We start from the raw sequence: 14,420 nt of genomic DNA on the forward strand, positions 1-14,420 counted from the left end.
TGGTGCGGGGGTTACTGGTGGATGGTGATGGACTGCGCGGCCTGGGACTCGGCGACCGACCACGAGGAGTGGTCGTTGAGCGCGGCCGACTGGTTGTGTGCGGAGACGTTGGCGACGTGCTTGGTGACGTTCACCGTCTTGCCGAAGCTGAACTTCAGCCGGCCCAGGGCCTCACGGCCCGGCAGCAGCTCCGCGGTCTCGGCGTCCAGCTCGTGGGCGTTCATGCTCATGACGTGTCCTTTCTCGAAGACGTTCGTTGTAGGGCGTGGTGGGGCCGGGCGGACGCGGATCGCCGCCCGGCCGATGTGGGGGTGACGAATCGTCAGGTATTGCCGCCCGGTGGTGGTACCGCCGCGGCGAGCGGAGGTGTGGTGAGGTGTCGCCGCGGCGGTACCGGGTGCCGCAGGTGCCGCACGGTGCCGGGGCGCCGGGCCGTGCGGCACCGGATCACTGGGTGATGTTGATAGACTGGGCGGCGCCGGAGTCCGCCACCGACCACGACGAGTGGTCGTTGAGCGCGGCCGACTCGTTGTGCGCGGAGACGTTGGCGACGTGCTTGGTGACGTTCACCGTCTTGCCGAAGCTGAACTTCAGCCGGCCCAGGGCCTCGCGGCCCGGCAGCAGCTCGGCGGACTCGGCGTCCAGCTCACGCGGATCCATCATGGTCGATTCCCCCTCGGGGTTCGTAATGCGGTGCCGTCGGACACGGTCAGGTCCCCCCGGATCGTGTCCAACTCCGTCGGACGGGCTGTCTAACGAGATTGGACACTAGGCGCCGAGGCGGGTGTGACGCAAGCGGTTCGGGAGAACACCTTCCGTCACACACCCAAGTCGCCCCTAGAATGATCCGACGCGGAAGAGTTCCGCCCGGCGGCGAGCAGGAAGTGACCATCGGTGGCCAACGCACTGCAGCAGATCATCCGCGACCGGCTGGACAGTGAGCGCTGGTCGTACGGCGACGTCGCCCGCCGCGGAGGCATCCCCCGCTCGACGGTGCACCACCTCGCCACGACGGATCACATGGCCCGGATGCCGCAGCCGGCCACCCTCGAGGGGCTGGCCCAGGGTCTGGGTCTGCCGTTGGACACGATCCGCCGGGCGGCCGCCGAGGCCTGCGGCATCCACCTCTACGCCCCCGCCGCCGACCCGGCGCCCGCGTCCGAGGCCTCCCAGGACCCCGAGGTGGACGTGCTCATCGCCAGCGTGCAGCGCCTGTCGGCCGAGGACCGCCGCCATGTCGCGGCCCTCGTCGAGTCCCTGCTCGGCCGGTCCTCGGACGCGTCCTGAGCGCGACCGGGCGAGCGGGGGTACGGCGACCGGACTCCCGCCCCACCGGTCACTTGCACCAGACGACGTCACTTCCACCCGAACGCGCATGATCCGCCGCTAGTCTCTCCTCCTGCCCGGGGCCCCGTGAGCCGCACGCCCCAGGCCCTCTGGGGGGAACTTTGCTCTTCGTACACGGCGGCCCCACCACCGCCATCGTCAAGGGACCGACGGGAGAATCCGTGGTCCTGCTCTCCGGCGAACTGCCGGCCGACCTCACCGACGCCGCCCTCGGGGAACTCCTCGATCTCGCGGCGGCCGTGCTGAGCGAGGAGGAACTGGCCCTCTTCGACCAGTGCCTCGCCCTGCTGCGCCGCGGTGAGGGCCCGACGCCGCAGCGCATCGAGATCAACGGGGCCGTGCTCAGCGTCTACCGCGAGTGAGCCGCGCCCCGGGGCCGCCGGGATGCCCGGGGTACCCGCTCGTACACAATTCCAGCTGCCCAGACCATGGGCCCCGCAGTCCGAACAGAGGCACGATCAAGCCATGGCAACGCCTCCGCACCGTCGCTCCGCTCCCCTGGCACGCCGATGAGCCCGGCCCGCATCCCCGGCCTGATCGTGCCGTTGGTCTTCCTGTGCGCCCTGGTGGCCGGTGCGGTGTGGTATTGGCGGCATCGCGGCGACTAGGTGCACTGATCAGGAGCGTCACGGCCGCCCGGCGTGCCGGCTGGGCACGGCGGTTCGCCGGCGGTGCGCTCGGGGGCGATGCAGCGGCTACTTCTCCTGACGCGCCGCCATCAGGACGGACTGCGTCGTCAGCAGGAAGCGGCGGACGGCGTCCAGCTCGTTGGCGTCGAACTCCCCTTCCGCCGCGAGCAGCCGGCTGATCAGCGGACCGAAGAAGGACCAGCCGAGGTCGGTCGCCTGGCCGGTGACGGTGAGGAGGACCCGGCGCCGGTCGTGCGGGTCGTGTCCGCGGTCGACGAGACCCCGCCGCTCCAGCCGGTCGATGACGGCTGTGACGGCCGAGGAATTCAGTCCCAGCTGCGCACCCAGCCGACCGGGCGTGGCGTCGGTCCCCGTCCGGTCGAAGTCGAGCAGGTGGATCAGTGCGCGCAGATCGGTGGGGTGCAAGCTGTTCCGCGCGGCGAACTCGGCGCCGAGCAGGTCGAGTTCGACGGTGATGCCGCGCAGCAGGTGCACCAGCTGCAGACGCGGGTCCCGGTGGTCCACGTGGCACCCTTCCATGGGTCGATATCTCAGTGAGTGAGTATATCGTTCAGTGAGGTAACCTCGAATACCGTTTCGACCGGGGGAGGTCCCATGTCCGCTGCGCCGCGTTTCCGCAGTCCGGAGGCCGAGGAGCGCTTTCTGTCGGCGTACGACGCCGTGCTGGGGAGGTGGCCGGTGCCGGTCGAGTCCGTCGACGTACCCACCACGTATGGGACGACGCGCGTGAACTCCTGCGGCCCGCAGGACGCACCGGCGCTGGTGCTGCTGCCCGGCGGAGGCGCCACGTCGACGGTCTGGCTCGCGGATGTCGAGAGGCTCAGCGCCCGGTACCGGGTCCACGCGGTGGACACCATCGGCCAGGCGGGGCGGAGCATCGCGGACGGCCGCGTGGCGCGCGGCACGGGCGATCTGATGGCGTGGCTGGACGAGGTGCTGGGTGAGCTGGGGATCGAGCGGGCGGCGTTCTGCGGGCACTCGTACGGGGCCTGGCTGTCCCTCACCTACGCGCTGCACGCGCCGCAGCGGGTGAGCGGGGCTGTGCTGCTGGATCCCACGCGCTGCTTCGGCGGATACCGGGCGCAGTACCTGCTGCGGGCCGCGCCGTTGTTCCTGAAGCCCGGCGAGCGGGCGGCGCGCGGGTTTCTGGAGTGGGAGACGGGTGGGACGACGTTGGACGAGGGGTGGCTGGAAGTGACCGCTCGCGGCACGGCCGGGTACGTCCCGAAGATCGTCGATCCTCGTCCGCCCGGCCCGGAACTCCTGCGCCGCTCCGCAGTCCCCCTGCTGGTGGTGCTGGCGGCCCGCAGCCGCGCGCACGACACCCGCACGATCGGTGAGCGCGTACGGGAACGAGCGCCGCACGCGCGGATCCATGTGCTGCCCACGGCGACCCATCACACGTTGCCTCTCGCCCATGCGCAGGAGATCGACCGACTGGCCCTCGACTTCCTCGCCTGAGCGCCGTCCGCCGTCGCGGAGCCGAGCGGCACGGCGACGCGACCCGCTACCGTGACGGTCCATGACGCATCCGCATCTGCCCACCACCGAGTCGGCCGTCACGGCGATACGTGAGATCGCGCGGGAGTACGACCTGGCGATGACCGTCAGCCACGACATCGGCGCGGACCAGACCTCCCGCCGCGCCTCGGCCGGGGCGTTCGCAGTGCTCGATCCGGACGGTTCGCTGCCGCACGAGGCGTTCGTCGAGCTGGGAGGCTCACCGGCCGTCACGGTCCAGCTCTTCCCCGACGAGGACGCGAAGGTCACTGTCGACGACGTGGATTTCGAGGATCTCCCCCGGGACGTGGTCCCGGCGTTCCTGCGGTCCCTCTACGGCGGTCTTGCCTATGTGACGGGGCGGTTCTTCCCGCCCGGTCAGTGGCTGATCGTGCCGCTGCCCGGGGACGAGACGTACAAGGAGCTGATCCTGCGCACCTCGCTCACGCCGTGGCTGGCCCGCGCCGTCCGACGCTAGTGCCCCCACAGGCACCGGAACCTCCGGCGCTCAGTGCTGGCCGCGCTCCGCCTGCTCACGCAGGAACGTGCTGATCTGGCCGGCCAGGGTCTCGGAGATGCCGTCGGCGCGGGCGGCCGTGCCCTGCGGGCCGTCCGGGACGGTCATGTCGCCGGACCACAGATACCGGTCCGTCCATTCGTCGTCCGCCTTCAGCTGGACCTGGATGTCCACGAGGCTCAGAGCGGCTTCCGGGGCGGCTGCGTACAGGACGGCGGTCGCACGGCGCAGCGGATAGACGTCGAAGCCCTCGATGAAGTGCGAGTTGCGCCAGTCGAGAAATGCGCTCTCGCCGTCGGCACCGGTCCTCACGTCGAGTTGACCGTCCTCCAGATGGATGCCGACCGGTTCCGCCGACCGGTTTTCCACGGTCACCCGGAAGCGGAAATAGGTGAGGCCTTCAGCCGAATCGTCACGCCCACGCGGCGGCTCCGCCTTTTCCAGCCCGTGGACACGGACACGCAGACCGGCATGCTCGTCCCCGCATTCCTGCCAGTCACCGATCACATGGGGCTCGTGCACGGTCCACCTCTCCACTTCCGGCCATGTTCCTATCCGCGCACGCAACAAAGTGTCAAATGCAACCAAGATCGGACGGCCGATGGATTTGCCTTGCTAGATCACCGATCAAGCCGTGCCCAGCATGAATCGCTTCAGGGCTGCGGGAAAGGCGATCGCGCACGTGTCGCACATCACGTGCACGACAGGCCGGGCACCGGGCCCCCGCACCGCTGGCACACTGCACGTCATGGCCCCGATCACGCCCGCCCGCGCCCTTCTTCTGCTCGTCACCGGGCTCGTCTGTCTGACCACCGCGAGCGGTGCCCTGATCGGCGCCCTCTTCGGCGGCGCGCGGGCCGCCCTCGTGGCCGCGGTGTGCGGGGGCGCGTCGGGCGCACTCGGCGCCCTGGTCTTCCGCCGGCGTGCGCTGGCGCACTTCGCCGCGGCCCGGCGGCACGCGGGTATGCGTGGTTACGCGGAAGGGATCGCGCACGGGGTGATGGTGCACGTCGCCGCGTACGAGGCCGCGGTGTTCCCCCGTACGGGCCCCCTCGGGGTCACCCGGGAGGAGCGTGCCGCACGGCGCACCCTCGCCTATCGGATGGCCGCCCTGGACGAGGTGCCCCAGCGCGTCCGGGAGGTCGCGGCGGACGCGCTGGCGGTGCTCGACGCCGCCGACCGCACCCGAGCCGAGGAGGCCCTCGCCCAACTCGCCGCCGTCGTCCGGGAGGAGTACGCCCGCCCCTGACCGGCCACACGGCTCCTGCCGATTTTCGGCCGACCGCGACGCCCGTAAGTCAATTCGGCGACACACCGCGCAATACTCCGCCGGGGCAATAACAGCCCATTGCTGCAAGGGAATCGGCTCCTGGACGCCCCGGCCCCGTGCATTCGCGACAAGGGAGCCGCCCGCCTCTGTGAATCCACACGGCCGGCCCGGGCGGTGTGCGCGCGTCCGCGCTCCTTCCGAGCACGACACGCGCGGGATTGAGCAAGGTCATGCCGTGTCGACGTAGCAAGGGTCATGGCAGCATGCAGGGGCGCGGACGGCTCGGACGCGACGTACGACCCGGGGGCGCGGACGATGACGCACGACCAGCGGCCGCCCGTCACGTCCGACGGCGACGGGCCTCCAAAACCGGTCGGCACCACCTCCCGGACGGAAGCCGAAGGCCCGGGTCGCTGGGCGGCGCTGCGGCGGCACCGGCGGCCGCTGCTCGTGCTCGCGGTGTGCGCGCTGCTGGTCCAGATGGCGTTCGCCATGGCCACCACCGCGGTGCGGCAGACGCCGACCATCGACGAGCCCGTGTACGTCGGCACGGCCGTCGTGTACGTGCGGGAGCACAGTCTGCGCTTCAACCCCGAGCACCCGCCGCTCGGCAAACTGATCATCGCGACCGGAACGGTCTTCGCACACCCGCACCTCGAGCCGGGTTTCCGGGGCGATCAGGGAGAGTTGGGGCGGCGGCTGCTGTACACGTCGGGCAACGACCCGTGGCGGGTGATGTTCTGGGCCCGGCTGCCGGTGATGGTGGTGACGCTGCTGTTCGGGCTGGTGGTGTTCGGTTTCGCCCGCGAACTGACCGGATCGGTCGGCGGATTGGTGGCGCTGGCCCTGTACGCGTTCTCGCCCGACCTGATCACCAACGGCTCCCTGGCCACCCTGGACGTGCCCGCGGCGGGGTTCGTGGTGACGGCGGCCTGGATGGTGTGGCGGGCGCGGCGGCGGCCGTTGCCGTATCTGCCGCTCGCCGGGGTGGCGACCGGGGCGGCCGTGGCCACGAAGATGAGCACGCTGCCCGCGGTGCCGGTGCTGCTGGTGCTGGCCGGGTGGTCGTACTGGCAGGCACAGGGCGCCGGCGTGCCACGGCCGCGGCGTGCGGCGCGTGCCGGGGCGGCGGCCGTCGGGGTCGCACTGGTCCTCGTCGCCGTCGTGTGGGCCGTCTATCTCGTCGTCGACCCCCGGCTGCGGTGGACGACACCCGCGCACACGCCCGCGGTGCACGGTCCGGGCGCCCTGCTCGTCCACGCGTTGCCGTTCCCGGAGCCGTACCGCGACGGGATGCGGATCCAGTTCGGGTTCGAGAGCGCGCAGTGGCGCGGCTATCTGTTCGGCCGGCTCTACACCGGCAACCGGTGGTACTACCTGCCGGCCGCGCTGCTGGTGAAGACACCGCTCGGCATGCTGGCGCTGTGGCTCGGCGGGGTGGTAGCCGTGGCGGTGGTGCCCAGGCTGCGCCCGGCCGTCCCGTACGTGCTGCCGGTGCCGGGGGTGCTGCTGGCCGCGGCCATGCAGGGCTCACGCGACCTCGGGGTGCGCTACGCGATCTTCGTTCCGGTGTTCCTGGCCGTCGCGGCGGCCTGTGTGCTCGCGCTGCGGCGGCGGTGGGTGTACGCGCTGACGGCGGCCCTGGTCGCCTTCGTGGCGGTGAGTTCGGTGCGGACGTACCCGTACTACCTGCCGTACTCCAACGAGGCGTTCGGCGGGCCGGCGAAGACGTATCTCAGGCTGCACGACTCGAACGTCGACTGGGGTCAGGACCTCGGAAGGCTGGCGGACCGGCTGCGCGAGCGGTACCCGGACGAGAAGAGCGTCTGGCTCGTCTACAAGGGCAGCGGTGTGCCCTCCTGGTACGGCATCCACGGGCGCGACCCGCTGAAGGTGCCTGCGAACCGGGTGCACGGGCTGCTCGTCGTCTCCGACACGTCGATCGCCAAGGCCGATGCCCGGCTGAAGAAGCTGATCCGCGGCAGCAGGGCGATCGACGACGTCGGTCACTCCGTCACGATCTTCCGGCGGCCCTAGGGTCCTCACAGCCGATCCGATCCGGACAGCGGGCCCCGTTCGGGGGAAATCGCACGGCCGGGACGCGTGAGGGTGTGCGGCGGTGTCCACAACTGACCCGTGAGACTGCCGCTGATCGCCCCGATGCTCGCCTGCCCCGGAACACTGCCGCCCGCCGGGCAGGACGCGCAGTGGGCGTACGAGACCAAACAGGACGGCCAGCGGGTGGTGGTCTATGTGCCCGGCGACGGCAGCCTGGAGCTGCGGGCGCGCTCGGGGGAGGTGATCACCGGCGCGTACCCCGAACTGCGGCCGCTGGGCGGCGTCCTGGGCGCCACGTCCGCCGTGCTGGACGGCGAGGTGGTGGCGCTCGACGAGCGGGGGCGCGGTGACTTCCAGCGACTGCAGTCCCGGATGGGCCTCGCCCACTCCCCCGCGCTGGCGGCGCGCCGCGCGGCGCAGATCCCGGTGCACCTGGTGCTGTTCGACGTCATGTTCCTGCGCGGCGAGCGCCTGCTCTCGCTTCCCTACGCCCGGCGGCGGCAGCTGCTGGAGGGGCTGGCGCTGGCAGGTGCGTACTGGTCGACGCCGGGCGCGATCGTCGGCCACGGGGCGCGGGCGCTGGAGGTGACCCGGGAGGCGGGTCTGGAGGGGCTGGTGTGCAAGCGGCTCGACTCGGTCTACGAGCCTGGGGTGCGGTCCCGGTCCTGGATCAAGATCCGCAATGTGCGAGCCGTCGATGTGATCGTCGGCGGCTGGCTGCCCGGCCAGGGACGGCTGCGGGGACTGCCCGGGGCGCTGCTGGTGGGGCAGCGGGCCGAGGCCGGGCGGCTGCGCTACGTCGGGCGGGTGGGCACCGGCTGGAGCGAGGGCGAGCGGGCCGAACTCGCCCGGCTGCTGGAGGCGGTGAAGACCTCGCGGTGTCCCTTCGAGCGGGATCCGCGGGTGGCGGGGGCCCGCTGGGTCCTGCCGAGACTCGTCGGCGAGGTCCGCTACAGCACGCGCACCCGGTCGGGGCTGCTCCGACAGGCTTCGTGGCTGCGGCTGCGCCCGGACCTGGCGCCGGAGGACGCGGCGGCCGACCTGCCCTGGCAGGACCTGCGGTGAGGTGGTCGGCGGCCGGCTCACACGTGGCCGGGGCCGCCGCTGCCGAAGCCGCCGCTGGAACCCGGCAGCCAGCGCTTGCGGTGCTGGTCGCCACACCGCCGGGACGCCGCGTGGTGGAGCTGGTAGGGCATGAGCCGCTCGCTCTCCTGTCCCGCGAGCGGCATCTCCTCGGGCTCCCGGAGCTCGCGCTCCTCCAGGACCGGTCCGCCGTCGGGCAGGTGCGGCTGCTCCTCGGGGCGCGGCGGTGCGGGTTCCCGGTCGCGTACGGACATGCCGAGCCGCACGGCCCAGATCAGCGCGCCGGCGACGATCACGCCCACGAGGATGAAGAACACGCTGAGCGTCCACTGGGAAAACTCGGTATCACGGGCAGCAACAGCCTGTATTGCAAAGCTCACCGTATTCATATGTTGACGATACCCCGGGCGGAGAGAATTCGCCCTGTGGAGTATTTCCTGCTCAACGCATAAATCAGTGTGCAATTGCCGGCAGACGCCTGCGGTGCGGATTTCGCATTCAGATCCGGTACGTGCGCAGCGCGGGCGTCGCCAGGGCCAGGACCAGGGTCGCCGCGATGACCAGCAGGCCGCCGCCCGCGATGGCGGCGCGAGCGCCGAGGAGCGAGCCGGCGGTGCCGTGCAGCGCGTCGGCGAGGCGTGGTCCGCCCGCCACGACGACCGTGAACACGCCCTGCATCCGGCCGCGCATCTCGTCGGTGGCGGCCGACAACAGGATCGCGCCGCGGAAGACCATCGAGACCATGTCGGCCACGCCGGCGAGCGCCAGGAACGCGACGGCCACCCAGAGGTTCGTGGTCAGGCCGAGGCCGGTGATGGCCGCGCCCCAGCCGATCACCGCGGCGATCACCATGAGGCCGTGGCGGCGAGCGCGGGAGAACGTGCCGGACAGCAGGCCGCCGAGCACCGCTCCGATGGGGATGGCCGCGAACAGCAGGCCGAGCGCGAGGCCTTCTCCGTAGGGTGCGAACGTCTGCGCGGCGAGCTGGGGGAACAGGGCGCGGGGCATGCCGAGCACCATGGCGATGATGTCGGCGAGGAAGGACAGCAGCAGCACCTTGTGGAGGGAGATGTAGCGGAAGCCCTCGGCGATCGCCTGCCAGCCCGCCCGGCTGTTCGCCGCGGCCGCCTGGGGCGGCAGGGCGGGGAGCCGGACGACCGCCCACACCGTGACGCACAGGGCCACGGCGTCGATCAGGTACAGCTCGGACAGGCCGATGACGGGGATCAGGGCGCCGGCGAGGAGGGGGCCGGCCACCAGGCCGGTCTGCATGACGGTGGAGCCCAGGGCGTTGGCCGCGGGGAGTTCGTCCGCCGGGACGAGACGGGCGATGGAGGCGTTGCGGGCCGGGGAGTTGAGGCCGAAGAAGGCCTGCTGGAGGGCGAGCAGCACCATCAGGACGACGACCGATTGCAGGCCGGTGGCGGCCTGCACCCAGAAGAGCACGGAGGTGACGGCGAGGCCGGAGTTGGTGATCAGCAGCAGCCTGCGGCGGTCCATGCTGTCGGCGATCGCGCCGCCCCACAGCGCGAAGAGCGCGAGCGGCAGCAGGCCGGCGAGGCTCGCGTACCCCACCCATGCCGACGAGCCCGTGATGTCGTAGATCTGCTTGGGCACGGCGACCGCGGTGAGCTGGCTGCCGACCGCCGTGACGATGGTCGAGGACCACAGCCGGCGGTAGGCGGGGCGGCGCAGCGGGCGGGTGTCCATCGCCCAGCGCCGCCAGCCGCGAGCCCCGGCCTGTGCCGGTCGCGGGTCCTCTTCCGGGGCCGCTCCGTTGTCGGTCGTACTCTCGCTCGTGTCCACGGACTTCCTTGCCTCGTACACGGTTTCAATTCCGGGTTCACTATCACCGATCCGCGCGACGTACGGGCACCCGGGTCGCTCCGGCGGCCTCGGCGGGCGGGGAACGGCCGCCTCAGGCGCCGGCGACGAGCATGGCGCCGGTCGCGATCATCGTCGCCGCCACCAGGCCGTCCAGGACGCGCCAGGAGGACGGGCGGGACAGGAAGCGGGCGAGCAGCCGGGCGCCGAAGCCGAGCGAGGCGAACCAGCACAGGCTGGCCAGGGCCGCGCCGAGACCGAAGGTCCAGCGCAGCGCGCCGTGGCCGGCCGCGATGGAACCGAGCAGGAAGACGGTGTCGAGGTAGACGTGCGGATTGAGCCAGGTCATCGCCAGGCAGGTGAGGACCGCAGGCCTCCAGGAGCGCTCGGAGGCGCCCTCCACCCGCATCGCGGAGGGCCGCAGGACCCGGCGGGCGGCCAGAGCGCCGTAGCAGAGCAGGAAAGCGCCGCCGATCCAGCCGACCGCGGTCAGCGCCGCGGGCCGGCCGACGACGACCGCGCCGACCCCGCCGACGCCCAGCGCGATGAGCGCCGCGTCGGACAGGGCGCAGATGCCGACCACGGCGAGCACGGCCTCCCGGCGGATGCCCTGGCGCAGGACGAAGGCGTTCTGGGCGCCGATCACGACGATGAGGGACAGGCCGGTGCCGAACCCGGCGGCCAGAGCGGTCAGCGCGTGCGTCATACGGGGGACGCTAAGGAGGAACGGCGTCCGAAGTACAGCTAAAGCTTCTTACGTATCATTAGCCCACGTGATGACGGACCTTCCCCTGGACCAGGTGCGGACCCTCCTCGCGGTGGTGGACGAGGGCACCTTCGATGCCGCCGCCCGTGTCCTGCATGTGACGCCCTCGGCGGTCAGTCAGCGGGTCAAGGCGCTGGAGCAGCGCACCGGGCGGGTGCTGGTGACCAGGACCAAACCCGTGCGGCCCACCGAGTCCGGGGAGGTCGTCGTGCGGTTCGCGCGCCAGCTCGCCCAACTGGAGGGGGACGCCCGCACCGCGCTGGGCATGACCGGCGCCGGGGAGACGACGCGCCTGTCGATCGCGGTGAACGCGGACTCGCTGGCGACCTGGTTCCTGCCGGCGATCACCCGTGTGGCCGAGGAGCTGGACGTCGGGTTCGAACTGCGCCGCGAGGACGAGGCCCGTACGGCCGCCCTGCTGCGCGAGGGCCAGGTCATGGCCGCGGTCACCTCGTCGCCGGACCCGGTCGCCGGGTGCGGCGTGCGGAGCCTGGGACGGATGCGGTACATGGCCATGGCGAGCCCCGGGTTCGTCCGGCGGTGGCTGGCGGGCTGGCCCGAGGTACCGCTGCGGGACGTGCTCGGCGGGGCGCCGGTCGTCGCCTTCGACCGGTACGACGACTTCCAGGACCGGTTCCTGCGGGAGCTGCGGCCGTCCGGTGGTGCGCACGGGCGGCGGCACCTCGTCCCGACGTCGGAGGGTTTCGTGGACGCCGTCGCGGCCGGAATGGGGTGGGGCATGGTGCCCCTACAGCAAGCCGGGCCACTGCTGCGCGCGGGGCGGCTGGTGCACCTGGCCGAGGACCGGCCGGCGGACGCGCCGCTGTACTGGCAGCAGTGGAAGCTGGACTCGCCCGCGCTCGCGGCGGTGGCGACAGCGGTCGCGGCCGCGGCTGAGGAGGCGCTGGGCAACGGCTGACGCGCCGGGCGGCAGCCCCGTCAGCCCTCCGCCACGACGAGGACGAGCGGGATGTCGTCGCACGGGACCAGCCGCAGCCCCTGGTGGCGGCCCGGTCGCGCGTCGGCGAGGAGGGCGCCGAAGTCGGGGCCCTTGGTGAGCGAGCCGACCAAGTGGGCCGGGTCGGCCGAAGCCGCCACCCGGCCGCGGGCGTTGACCAGGTGCGCCGGTGCGGGCAGCCGTCGCAGCAGGGGCATCACGGCCGCCTCGAAGTGCCGCAGATACACGTCGGCGGCGGCGACCCCGGCGAAGCGGCCCTCGACGTGGACCGGCGCGGACAGGGTCAGGCTGTACTCGTCGGAGCAGAGGTAGTCGACGTAGGGTCCGGCGACCGCGCGGCGGCCGGTGTCACGGGGCAGGGCGAACCAGTCCCAGTGCGTGTAGTCGGAGTACGCCGACTGCCGCGGGTCCAGATCGAGCAGCAGCGGGCGTACCGAGCCGTCGGCGCGGGTCTGCCACCACTCCAGCCAGGCCGGGACGTCGGTGAGCAGACCGGGTGCCGCGATGAAGCCGACGCCGGAGACCAGCTCCTGCCGGGCGAGGTGGAGATGCAGGCCCGGGCGCAGCGCCGCGAGGTCGGCGGTCGCCGGGCGGCGGCCCCGGGCGCCGATACGGGTCAGCAGCGCCGTGGTGTCGGCGCGGACCTGGGCGACGGTGTCGAAGACGGCCTCCAGGGTGCCGCGCACCCGGGCCGCGACACCCGTGTCCGTGACCGGATCGAGGAGTGCGGTCGCCGCGCCCGTACGGCTGCTGCCGACGCTCGCGGCCGTGCTCGGACCCGTCGGGGCGGGGGGCGGGACGAGACAGGGCGAGGAGCCGGGCTGCTTCAGGGAGTCGGACATGACCGCGACCGTATACGCCGGGTTCACCTCGCCGCACCTTGACTCAGCGTCAACTTCCTTGCGACCGACAGAAGTTGAACCGGACGGCAACGCTCCGTAAGGTGTTGGCCCACACCGTCGCCCGAAGGCACCACCCCGGCCTGCGGGCGAACCCCGGGCAGGGTCACCGACCCGCCCGCGACCTGGAGCATCGTCCGTGCACCACCGCACCCCGTGGCGACCGGAGCCGCTCCTGTCATCACGCCACCCCCATGCGGGCGCGGTGCGCGGCCCGACCGCCGTGCCGCTCATCCGCGTCGCATCCTGTACGCCCGCGCACCCACTGTCACCCACCGTCACACTTTCACCCCCGATTCCCCCCACTCCCCCACACCCGTGGAGACTTCCTTGCGTCTGAACAGATCTCTCAAGACGACGGCCGCCGCCTGTTCCCTTCTGCTCGTCAGCGCCTGCGGACTGTTCGCCGAGTCGAACACGTCGTCCTCCTCGGTCGGCTTCAACCCGCCGGATCTGAAGGCACAGTCGGAACTGGGCCGGACGGAGGGGCAGGTGAACCTGATCTCCTGGGCGGGCTATGTCGAGGACGGATCCTCGGACCCGAAGGCGGACTGGGTCACTCCCTTCGAAAAGCAGACAGGATGTCAGGTTCACAACAAAGTGGCGGCCAGCTCGGACGAGATGGTCAAACTGATGAAGACCGGCGCCTATGACGCCGTCTCCGCTTCGGGCGACGCCTCCCTCAGGCTCATCGCCTCCGGCGAGGCGGCCCCGGTGAACACGGACCTGGTGCCCAACTACAAGGACGTCTTCTTCGGACTGAAGAACCAGAGGTGGAACTCGGTCGACGGCACGGCGTACGGTATCCCCCACGGCCGTGGCGCGAACCTGCTGATGTACAACACCAAGGAGGTCTCGCCCGCCCCCGTCTCCTGGTCCGCGGTCTTCGACGACGCGGCCAAGTACAAGGGCCACCTCACCGCGTACGACTCCCCGATCTACATCGCGGACGCGGCGCTGTACCTGCACGACACCCAGCCGGGACTGGGCATCGAGAACCCCTACGCGCTCGACCAGAAGCAGTTCGAGGCGGCCGTCGACCTGCTGAAGCGGCAGCGCGCCAACGTGGGCGAGTACTGGAGCGACTACCTGAAGGAGATCGCCGCCTTCAAGAGCGGCGACTCCGTCATCGGCACCACCTGGCAGGTCATCGCCAACCTCGCCCAGAGCGAGGGCGCCAAGGTGAAGGCCGTGCTGCCGCAGGAGGGCGCCACGGGGTGGTCCGACACATGGATGCTCTCGTCCAAGGCGAAGCACCCCAACTGCGCCTACAAATGGATGAACTGGATCATCGCCCCGAAGGTCAACGCTGAGGTCGCCGAGTACTACGGCGAGGCGCCCGCCAACATCAAGTCCTGCGACCAGACCAGCGACCCGGCCTTCTGCGACACCTTCCACGCCACCGACGAGAGCTACTGGAAGGACATCGCCTTCTGGACGACGCCCATCGAGCAATGCCTCGACGGCCGCAGCGACGTCAAGTGCGTGCCGTACGCGAAGTGGGTGCAGGCCTGGACCGAGATCAAGGGCTGAGCCGGCTCTGAAGGG

At 71.5% G+C, this 14,420-nt stretch carries 17 protein-coding genes; 9 read left to right on the forward strand and 8 right to left on the reverse strand.

From position 1 onward, the window contains the following. Positions 1–11: 11 nt before the first annotated feature. Together ACIRC0_RS26035 and ACIRC0_RS26040 are read right to left on the reverse strand one after the other, a co-directional pair. On the reverse strand, positions 12–230 hold the full coding sequence (locus ACIRC0_RS26035; RefSeq protein ID WP_403619933.1) for a hypothetical protein: 219 nt from the start codon (positions 228–230) through the stop codon (positions 12–14). Positions 231–447: 217 nt separating this feature from the next. Next, on the reverse strand, positions 448–663 hold the full coding sequence (locus ACIRC0_RS26040) for a hypothetical protein (protein WP_200422987.1): 216 nt from the start codon (positions 661–663) through the stop codon (positions 448–450). A 231-nt stretch (positions 664–894) separates the two neighbouring features. On the opposite strand from ACIRC0_RS26040, the gene ACIRC0_RS26045 reads away from it, so the two are divergent. Further along, entirely contained in the window at positions 895–1,287 is a 393-nt protein-coding gene (locus tag ACIRC0_RS26045) for a helix-turn-helix domain-containing protein (protein WP_403619936.1), read from the forward strand. A 161-nt stretch (positions 1,288–1,448) separates the two neighbouring features. After that, positions 1,449–1,709, forward strand: coding sequence for a hypothetical protein (locus ACIRC0_RS26050; protein ID WP_403619939.1), 261 nt, complete (start codon positions 1,449–1,451; stop codon positions 1,707–1,709). 333 nt (positions 1,710–2,042) lie between these two features. Here the strand turns inward: ACIRC0_RS26050 and ACIRC0_RS26055 are convergent, their stop codons facing one another. Further along, positions 2,043–2,501, reverse strand: a complete 459-nt coding sequence (locus tag ACIRC0_RS26055) for a MarR family winged helix-turn-helix transcriptional regulator (protein WP_403619941.1) — start codon at positions 2,499–2,501, stop codon at positions 2,043–2,045. 90 nt (positions 2,502–2,591) lie between these two features. Here ACIRC0_RS26055 and ACIRC0_RS26060 point away from each other — a divergent pair, with 90 nt between their 5' ends. Then, complete coding sequence (locus ACIRC0_RS26060) at positions 2,592–3,458, forward strand: alpha/beta fold hydrolase (protein ID WP_403619944.1); 867 nt, start codon at positions 2,592–2,594, stop codon at positions 3,456–3,458. 61 nt (positions 3,459–3,519) lie between these two features. Then, positions 3,520–3,975 (forward strand): hypothetical protein, encoded by a 456-nt coding sequence (locus ACIRC0_RS26065; RefSeq protein WP_403619947.1) that lies wholly within the window; start codon positions 3,520–3,522, stop codon positions 3,973–3,975. 30 nt (positions 3,976–4,005) lie between these two features. Here ACIRC0_RS26065 and ACIRC0_RS26070 read toward each other — a convergent pair whose 3' ends face one another. Further along, positions 4,006–4,536, reverse strand: a complete 531-nt coding sequence (locus ACIRC0_RS26070; protein WP_403619950.1) for a hypothetical protein — start codon at positions 4,534–4,536, stop codon at positions 4,006–4,008. 226 nt (positions 4,537–4,762) lie between these two features. Between ACIRC0_RS26070 and ACIRC0_RS26075 the strand changes: the two genes are divergently transcribed. From ACIRC0_RS26075 to ACIRC0_RS26085, 3 genes are all read left to right on the forward strand, one after another. Further along, entirely contained in the window at positions 4,763–5,263 is a 501-nt protein-coding gene (locus ACIRC0_RS26075; RefSeq protein ID WP_403619953.1) for a hypothetical protein, read from the forward strand. A gap of 336 nt (positions 5,264–5,599) precedes the next feature. Next, positions 5,600–7,321 carry a phospholipid carrier-dependent glycosyltransferase gene (locus ACIRC0_RS26080; RefSeq protein WP_403620362.1) on the forward strand — a complete coding sequence of 574 codons (1,722 nt, stop codon included), beginning with the start codon at positions 5,600–5,602 and terminating at the stop codon, positions 7,319–7,321. A 99-nt stretch (positions 7,322–7,420) separates the two neighbouring features. Continuing rightward, positions 7,421–8,407, forward strand: a complete 987-nt coding sequence (locus ACIRC0_RS26085) for an ATP-dependent DNA ligase (RefSeq protein WP_403619956.1) — start codon at positions 7,421–7,423, stop codon at positions 8,405–8,407. 17 nt (positions 8,408–8,424) lie between these two features. Here ACIRC0_RS26085 and ACIRC0_RS26090 read toward each other — a convergent pair whose 3' ends face one another. The 3 genes from ACIRC0_RS26090 to ACIRC0_RS26100 form a co-directional block, all read right to left on the reverse strand. After that, positions 8,425–8,814: a DUF6479 family protein gene (locus tag ACIRC0_RS26090; protein WP_403619958.1), complete on the reverse strand. Its 390-nt coding sequence runs from the start codon at positions 8,812–8,814 to the stop codon at positions 8,425–8,427. A 109-nt stretch (positions 8,815–8,923) separates the two neighbouring features. Further along, complete coding sequence (locus tag ACIRC0_RS26095) at positions 8,924–10,231, reverse strand: MFS transporter (protein ID WP_403619960.1); 1,308 nt, start codon at positions 10,229–10,231, stop codon at positions 8,924–8,926. A 112-nt stretch (positions 10,232–10,343) separates the two neighbouring features. Further along, a complete protein-coding gene (locus ACIRC0_RS26100; protein WP_403619962.1) occupies positions 10,344–10,955 on the reverse strand; it encodes a LysE/ArgO family amino acid transporter in 612 nt (203 codons plus the stop codon). Positions 10,956–11,022: 67 nt separating this feature from the next. On the opposite strand from ACIRC0_RS26100, the gene ACIRC0_RS26105 reads away from it, so the two are divergent. Continuing rightward, the gene (locus ACIRC0_RS26105) at positions 11,023–11,934 is read left to right on the forward strand and encodes a LysR family transcriptional regulator ArgP (protein ID WP_403619964.1); all 912 of its coding nucleotides are present in this window, start codon (positions 11,023–11,025) and stop codon (positions 11,932–11,934) included. A gap of 20 nt (positions 11,935–11,954) precedes the next feature. On the opposite strand, the gene ACIRC0_RS26110 is transcribed toward ACIRC0_RS26105, so the two are convergent. Next, a complete protein-coding gene (locus tag ACIRC0_RS26110; RefSeq protein ID WP_403619966.1) occupies positions 11,955–12,815 on the reverse strand; it encodes a cache domain-containing protein in 861 nt (286 codons plus the stop codon). 387 nt (positions 12,816–13,202) lie between these two features. Here ACIRC0_RS26110 and ACIRC0_RS26115 point away from each other — a divergent pair, with 387 nt between their 5' ends. Then, a complete protein-coding gene (locus ACIRC0_RS26115; RefSeq protein WP_403619968.1) occupies positions 13,203–14,405 on the forward strand; it encodes an ABC transporter substrate-binding protein in 1,203 nt (400 codons plus the stop codon). The last annotated feature ends 15 nt before the right edge of the window (positions 14,406–14,420 follow it).

The organism is Streptomyces sp. NPDC093984 (assembly GCF_044764595.1).
Classification (GTDB): domain Bacteria; phylum Actinomycetota; class Actinomycetes; order Streptomycetales; family Streptomycetaceae; genus Streptomyces; species Streptomyces cynarae.

Excerpts from the sequence above, each read along its gene's own strand:
- ACIRC0_RS26080 (WP_403620362.1), top strand. The coding sequence starts at position 5,600 with ATGACGCACGACCAGCGGCCGCCCGTCACGTCCGACGGCGACGGGCCT.
- ACIRC0_RS26100 (WP_403619962.1), bottom strand. The coding sequence starts at position 10,955 with ATGACGCACGCGCTGACCGCTCTGGCCGCCGGGTTCGGCACCGGCCTG.
- ACIRC0_RS26075 (WP_403619953.1), top strand. The coding sequence starts at position 4,763 with ATGGCCCCGATCACGCCCGCCCGCGCCCTTCTTCTGCTCGTCACCGGG.
- ACIRC0_RS26040 (WP_200422987.1), bottom strand. The coding sequence starts at position 663 with ATGATGGATCCGCGTGAGCTGGACGCCGAGTCCGCCGAGCTGCTGCCG.
- ACIRC0_RS26035 (WP_403619933.1), bottom strand. The coding sequence starts at position 230 with ATGAGCATGAACGCCCACGAGCTGGACGCCGAGACCGCGGAGCTGCTG.
- ACIRC0_RS26065 (WP_403619947.1), top strand. The coding sequence starts at position 3,520 with ATGACGCATCCGCATCTGCCCACCACCGAGTCGGCCGTCACGGCGATA.
- ACIRC0_RS26110 (WP_403619966.1), bottom strand. The coding sequence starts at position 12,815 with ATGTCCGACTCCCTGAAGCAGCCCGGCTCCTCGCCCTGTCTCGTCCCG.
- ACIRC0_RS26090 (WP_403619958.1), bottom strand. The coding sequence starts at position 8,814 with ATGAATACGGTGAGCTTTGCAATACAGGCTGTTGCTGCCCGTGATACC.
- ACIRC0_RS26060 (WP_403619944.1), top strand. The coding sequence starts at position 2,592 with ATGTCCGCTGCGCCGCGTTTCCGCAGTCCGGAGGCCGAGGAGCGCTTT.